A 5,671-nucleotide genomic window follows, 5' to 3' on the forward strand; every position below is an offset into this window, starting at 1 on the left:
TACATCCAGAATCAGTCAGAGGGTGCTATCCATCCCCACCGTCTATACGGTGGGGAATTCCGCACCTTACGTTAAGAGCAGTTTGGCGTACGGCGACTGGCCCTGTTTAGCTCAACCGCTCGTGGCGAGGATCAAGCCGGCAGCGACATCGATATCCTAGTTGAATTTATGGGTAAAGCCGACTCCAAGCATTACTTGAGTCTGCTCTTCTACTTGGAAGATAAACTTGGATGCTCCTTAGACCTTGTCACCGACAAGGCTCTGCGCCCCGAACTCCATCCATTGATAGAAAAAGAAGCAATCTATGTCCCGTGAATATCTGTGAAGTATCATCTAAACCAAGAGCCAATCTAGAGATAGCGGCTGATGTCTTCTCCCTGTTCTGCCAAGAACGACAAAGCCCGGAAGCGCAGCCCTACCACCTGATTGTAGAAGGGGTTGAGCTTGCACATCGGTGGGATGTGCATTATTTTGCGGCCAAACAGCACCACATCTCGCTCGAAAGGACAGCGAGCCGGGATCCACCGACACAAAAAGTGGGCCAGCCGGGGATCCCCAACTTCAATGCTGTCAATTGCCGCTCGAATTGGTTGCAAGGGCGCCTGCAGCCAGTCGTGCAGGTGAGCCGCAGGCTTGAAGTACGTGGAAGTCATGGAATCCGTTTGCTCCTCTGAAGCTTTGCGCGCACGTTGCCAAGAAATCGTGGTAGAGCCCATAAGCTTTCACCTCAACACCTCAAGGGTGTTCGCTCTCTGCAGCAGTCATGCTCTCCTGCCCGGGTTTGTATCTAGGGAAACAGGAAGGCGTTTCTCTCCAGACTCAGTCTGCCTTCCGCGGCCAGAAACTTGCCTGGGTAACACAAAATCTCTGCTCAAGTTTGTAGAGGTACACATTTTGTATTCAAAAGTTAACCTGCAACAAAAACTACAGAATTGACCGCCTTGGCTGGCGAGCTGCCAGGGCTTGGGGATCCAGCTCAAGGCTGTTGTCCCTATTTCCAGGATGGAACAGAGCTTGGGCCTATGGTAGAGGGATCCCCGCACCAAAAGTTACCTTGAAGCATTGTTTTTCTTTATGATCAATATTTTCTCAAGATGTTGTTGTCGAGAGTTACAGGAGATAACGAGCAAGGGATCCCGGCTGCTGGGCACTCTACAATTCCAGGAGAGGTTCCCAGCGAGTGAGAAGCGGGCAGGGGATGGGGATCTCCTTTTTGTTACCTCGGTCTTTCTTCAGAGGCTGCTTATGAAATTGGCTTATTGGATGTATGCTGGCCCCGCCCACATCGGCACGCTGCGGGTGGCCAGTTCCTTCAAAAATGTCCACAGCATCATGCATGCTCCCCTGGGGGACGACTATTTCAACGTGATGCGTTCCATGTTGGAGCGGGAGCGGGACTTTACCCCGGTAACCACCAGCGTCGTTGACCGGCAGGTGTTGGCGCGGGGATCGGACGAGAAGGTGATTCGCAACATCGTCCGCAAAGATGGCGAGGAGCAGCCGGATTTGATTGTCGTCACCCCCACCTGCACCTCCAGCATTTTGCAGGAGGATCTGCATCACTTTGTGCGGCAGGCCCAGTTGGCCAGCCGCTGCGACGTGCTGCTGGCCGATGTCAACCACTACCGGGTCAACGAGTTGCAGGCCGCCGATCGCACCCTGCAGCAGATTGTGGAGTTCTACATCAACAAAGCCCGCAAAAGCGGCGAATTGGACGGCTTACCCCAGAAGACAGAACGTCCTTCCTGCAACATCCTCGGCATCTCCAGCCTGGGCTTTCACCACGCCCACGATCTGCGGGAGTTGAAAAAGTTGCTGCGGGATCTGGGTATCGACCTTAACTTGGTGATCCCCCAGGGGGCCAGCGTCCACGATCTCAAGCATCTGGGGCGGGCCTGGTTCAACGTGGTGCCCTACCGCGAACTGGGGCCGATGACAGCTCGCTACTTGCAGGAGCAGTTTGGCACGCCCTACGTGGAGATCACCCCCATGGGAGTGGTGGAAACAGCCCGCTTCATCCGCCAAATCCAGCAGGTTCTCAACGAGCAAGGGATCCCGGTGGACTACGAGCCCTACATCCAGGAGCAGACCCTACATGTTTCCCAGGCGGCCTGGTTCTCCCGCTCCATCGATTGCCAAAACCTGACCGGCAAAAAGGCGGTGGTTTTCGGGGATTGCACCCATGCGGCAGCGATCACCAAGATCCTGGCCCGCGAGATGGGGATCCACGTGGTCTGGGCGGGCAGCTATTGCACCTACGATGGCGAGTGGTTTCAGGCGGAGGTGGGCGGGTATTGCGATCAGGTGCTGCTGACGGAGGATCACACCCGTGTGGCCGATGCCATTGCCCAGGCGGAGCCTGCTGCTATCTTCGGCACCCAGATGGAGCGGCATGTGGGCAAACGGCTGCGGATCCCTTGTGGGGTGATCTCCGCGCCCATCCACGTGCAGGATTTTCCCATCGGCTACAAGCCCTTTTTGGGCTACGAGGGCGCCAACCAAGTTGTGGACTTAATCTACAACTCCTTTACCCTGGGCATGGAGGATCACCTGCTGGAGGTCTTCGGCGGCCACGACACCAAAGAAGTGATCCACAAGAGCCTGAGCGCCGATTCCGATCTCATCTGGACGCGGGAGGCCCAGGCGGAGCTGAACAAGGTGCCCGGCTTTGTGCGGGGCAAGGTGAAGCGCAACACCGAAAAATTTGCCCGCGAGCGGGGATTGACCGAGATCACTCTAGAGGTTATGTATGCGGCCAAGGAGGCTCTCGGGGCTTGACGGGATCCATCCGACGTGATGGAAGCTCTGGCTCGCCGATCCACAAACCTTGCTTGCAACTCCCGTACAATGCCGCACAACCGCTCGTCTGAAACGGCCAGGGTTTTGGAGGCAATCTTGTCTGGCACGCCGCCGAAAAACGCCTCGGCAATGCCCCTAGCGATACAGCCCGTTGAGGGGCCGACAGCGCGCTCCCCCTGCAAGTTATCCTGCCGAGTCGACCAAGCCTCGCACCGCCCGCACTAGCTCGGCGGGCAGCGGAGAGGCGGGATCCCAGCACAGCTCCAGTTGGTTGGGATCCCTGGGCAGATCTTCCTGGCAGGGGCCCGTGTGCAGGACAGCCACACACCGCAGGTTGCCCCGATCCCGACAAAACTCATGCCAGAGGGGAATGGCCGCCGGATCCCGGCTGACCAAGAGGTAATGGGAGCAGGCTTCCAGGACCGGCTGCTTGTGGGGATCCACCTTGCCGCCCACATCCACGATCACCAAGCTTTTTTGTTGGCGCAGGGCGAGGATGGCCTGGGCGTGGAAGCTGAAAAATTCAGGGGTCAAGCGTCCCCGGTAGCGGTGCTTGAGGATTTTGGCTTCTTCCGGCGGCAGATCCAACGTCCAATTTCCTTCCCCATCCCAGTGGGCCCGCTGTAGATAAACGTTGGGATCCTGGGGCAGCAGGGCCTCGAAAAGAGCGCGGGCCAGGCGGCTTTTACCGCTATCCGGAGGGCCCACCACCATCACTGCCGCCGCCAATTCTGAGCCTGGCCTGCCCTGCACCCAGGGGATGATCTCGCCCACCTGCACGTCTGGGCTGTGGCTGGAGACCACCACTGCTCCCAGTCGCGGGTCGTAGCAGGCCACCCAGCGGGTGAAGTGGCACTCATGCACCAACCAGCCGTAGAGCCAAATGGGGGCGCGCCCGCTCAGCACCACTCCCAAGCGGGTATCGATCCCAGGAGGCAGGCGCAGTTGGGCCAGGTCTTCCGGGAAAACCAGCCGATCCGGCCGGGTCAACTCGATTTCAATGACCTGAAACGATAGCCCGCCAAGATGGGGTTTCTGCGGCCAATGGGCCAGATAGCCAGACCGCAACTGCAGTGCTACAGCAGCCATAGCAATGGGGACGAAATGACAACAGACTGGCTCCAGTATGGAAAAGATTGGAATCGGGAGCTTCCAATTGTTGGCAGAGTAGGAGTGGAGGGATCGGGCCCTGCGCTGGGGCTGGCTTTGGAGGAGAGAGAGGAGATGAACGAGCTGCCTCTGACGGTGGAGGTGTTGCGCTGGCTGGCGGGCGGACAGTTGCCAGAGCGCCTGGAGCGGGCGGTGCGTCTGTGGGTGCTGCTCCAGTGCCTCTATGGCGAAAACCGCTGGCCGGATCTGCCGCAGACCTTTGGCTACACCCACCTTCGGGATCGTCTCTTCTCGCCCCACCACCCCAAGCAGGATTTGTCCCACGGGATCTCCTGCCCGGATCCCGGCTGCATTTGCCAGAAGCCCCTGAGCTTTTGGCTAAAGGATCCCGACCTGGTGGCCGCCTTGAAAGCTGAAGTTCCCCATCTGGAGACGCTGCTGGCTAGCCGGCCCTTTTTCAAGACCCACCGCACCCTGCGCAAAGAGCTGGACTACCTGGCCGCTCGGGGCTGGCTGCAGCCAATCGAGGCCAACTCCAGGCGAAGAGATAACTTTCGCTGCCGCGCCGCCGGGGATCGCCCCTCCTTGCCGACGGCTGCCTCGGCCTTGACGTTGTCGGGTGGCCAGCTTGAGCAGATCTACCACGTCCTCAGCGACGTGGCCTTTGTGCATCCCGACGTGCAGGTGTTGCTGGACGATATCTGGAGAGGTCATCAACACCGGCAGCGGCGGCTCTTTGTCTGGTTTGAATACATCCTCTCCGACGAACAGCAGGAGCGGGTGGACGAATACCAAAACCAGCTAGAGGCCTTCTGGACAAAACCGGCGGCAGGGCTGATCCGCTTTGATTATGAAACCCGCCAGCACGGGATCCAAAGGGTTTTCACCTACCCGGTTTGCCTGTTTTATGCCCGCCGCGCCAAGTATTTGGCGGCCTTTGGTCAGCTCCCGCAGGCTGCCGGATCCCTGGGCTGGCACAATTTTCGCCTGGATCGCATTCGCTCGCCTCGCCTGACAGTGGTGCCCTGGTCTGACCCTGCGGTGCCGGCAGAGCTATTGGCCCGCCAGAAGCAGGGGAACCTGCCCACCCCCGAAGCGGTGCAAGCGGCCTGGGAAGAGGCCTGGGGATCTGATTTCTATCTGCCCAAGGCGCTCTTGATTTTGCGCTTTGCGCCGGAGTTTGCCCGCCGCTACGTGGACAACACGGTGCGCCACCCCACCTTCCAACCCATTGACTACGAGCGGATCCCGGCTTTGGTACAGCGGGAGGTGACCGATGCAGGGGAACGGGAAAAGATCCTGCACATTCTCCGGCAGAGGCCAGCCAGCGACCGCTACTTCCGCGCCTATGTGCGGGTGGGAGACACCAATTTCACCATGCGCCTGCGGGACTGGCGACCCAACGGCGAAGTGATTGCCCCTCTGGCCTACCGGGAACAGATGGCCCAAGAAGCACAGGCGGAGCTGCAGTTTTATCGGCCCGAGTTCGTGCTTTCTTGACCTACCCGTCCATAATCTAGGTATGGTGTGGTCGAACCTAGTATGAGTCCAGAATCTGAGATTCATTACTAAACTACCACAACATGTTGGAAAACGCTATCTCGTTTCTGCTCCCTAAAAGAAAAACAAGAAAGTGAACTCCTGACTCGTAGATTGACCATCTCGCTTGGCTATCAAAACATTCAACTTACAGCCTGTTAAGGAATCAAGGGGTACAGTAGCAACACTTAGCAAACCAACTTCGGAAGCAGGATGGATTGAT

General features: G+C 58.3%; 4 protein-coding genes and 1 pseudogene. 3 read left to right on the forward strand and 2 right to left on the reverse strand.

Annotation, left to right across the window (positions count from 1 at the left end; all coding sequences use genetic code 11):
* Positions 1–93 precede the first annotated feature (93 nt).
* Positions 94–315: pseudogene (locus NW845_RS12120) on the forward strand (nucleotidyltransferase family protein); the annotation flags it as partial.
* 35 nt (positions 316–350) lie between these two features.
* Here the strand turns inward: NW845_RS12120 and NW845_RS12125 are convergent.
* Entirely contained in the window at positions 351–653 is a 303-nt protein-coding gene (locus NW845_RS12125; protein ID WP_414378713.1) for a Mo-dependent nitrogenase C-terminal domain-containing protein, read from the reverse strand.
* A 592-nt stretch (positions 654–1,245) separates the two neighbouring features.
* On the opposite strand from NW845_RS12125, the gene bchB reads away from it, so the two are divergent.
* The gene (gene bchB / locus NW845_RS12130) at positions 1,246–2,778 is read left to right on the forward strand and encodes a ferredoxin:protochlorophyllide reductase (ATP-dependent) subunit B (protein WP_414363698.1); all 1,533 of its coding nucleotides are present in this window, start codon (positions 1,246–1,248) and stop codon (positions 2,776–2,778) included.
* 204 nt (positions 2,779–2,982) lie between these two features.
* Here bchB and crn3 read toward each other — a convergent pair whose 3' ends face one another.
* Positions 2,983–3,888, reverse strand: a complete 906-nt coding sequence (gene crn3, locus NW845_RS12135; RefSeq protein ID WP_414378714.1) for a CRISPR-associated ring nuclease Crn3/Csx3 — start codon at positions 3,886–3,888, stop codon at positions 2,983–2,985.
* A gap of 135 nt (positions 3,889–4,023) precedes the next feature.
* Here crn3 and NW845_RS12140 point away from each other — a divergent pair, with 135 nt between their 5' ends.
* A complete protein-coding gene (locus NW845_RS12140) occupies positions 4,024–5,409 on the forward strand; it encodes a TIGR03985 family CRISPR-associated protein (protein ID WP_414378715.1) in 1,386 nt (461 codons plus the stop codon).
* Positions 5,410–5,671: the final 262 nt, after the last annotated feature.

It is taken from the genome of Synechococcus sp. H60.2 (assembly GCF_047462315.1).
In the GTDB taxonomy this organism is placed as follows: Bacteria; Cyanobacteriota; Cyanobacteriia; order Thermostichales; family Thermostichaceae; genus Thermostichus.

What these genes read in the sequence shown, in the direction of transcription:
- NW845_RS12140 (WP_414378715.1), top strand. Translation starts at nt 4,024, where the DNA reads ATGAACGAGCTGCCTCTGACGGTGGAGGTGTTGCGCTGGCTGGCGGGC.
- crn3 (WP_414378714.1), bottom strand. Translation starts at nt 3,888, where the DNA reads ATGGCTGCTGTAGCACTGCAGTTGCGGTCTGGCTATCTGGCCCATTGG.
- NW845_RS12125 (WP_414378713.1), bottom strand. Translation starts at nt 653, where the DNA reads ATGACTTCCACGTACTTCAAGCCTGCGGCTCACCTGCACGACTGGCTG.
- bchB (WP_414363698.1), top strand. Translation starts at nt 1,246, where the DNA reads ATGAAATTGGCTTATTGGATGTATGCTGGCCCCGCCCACATCGGCACG.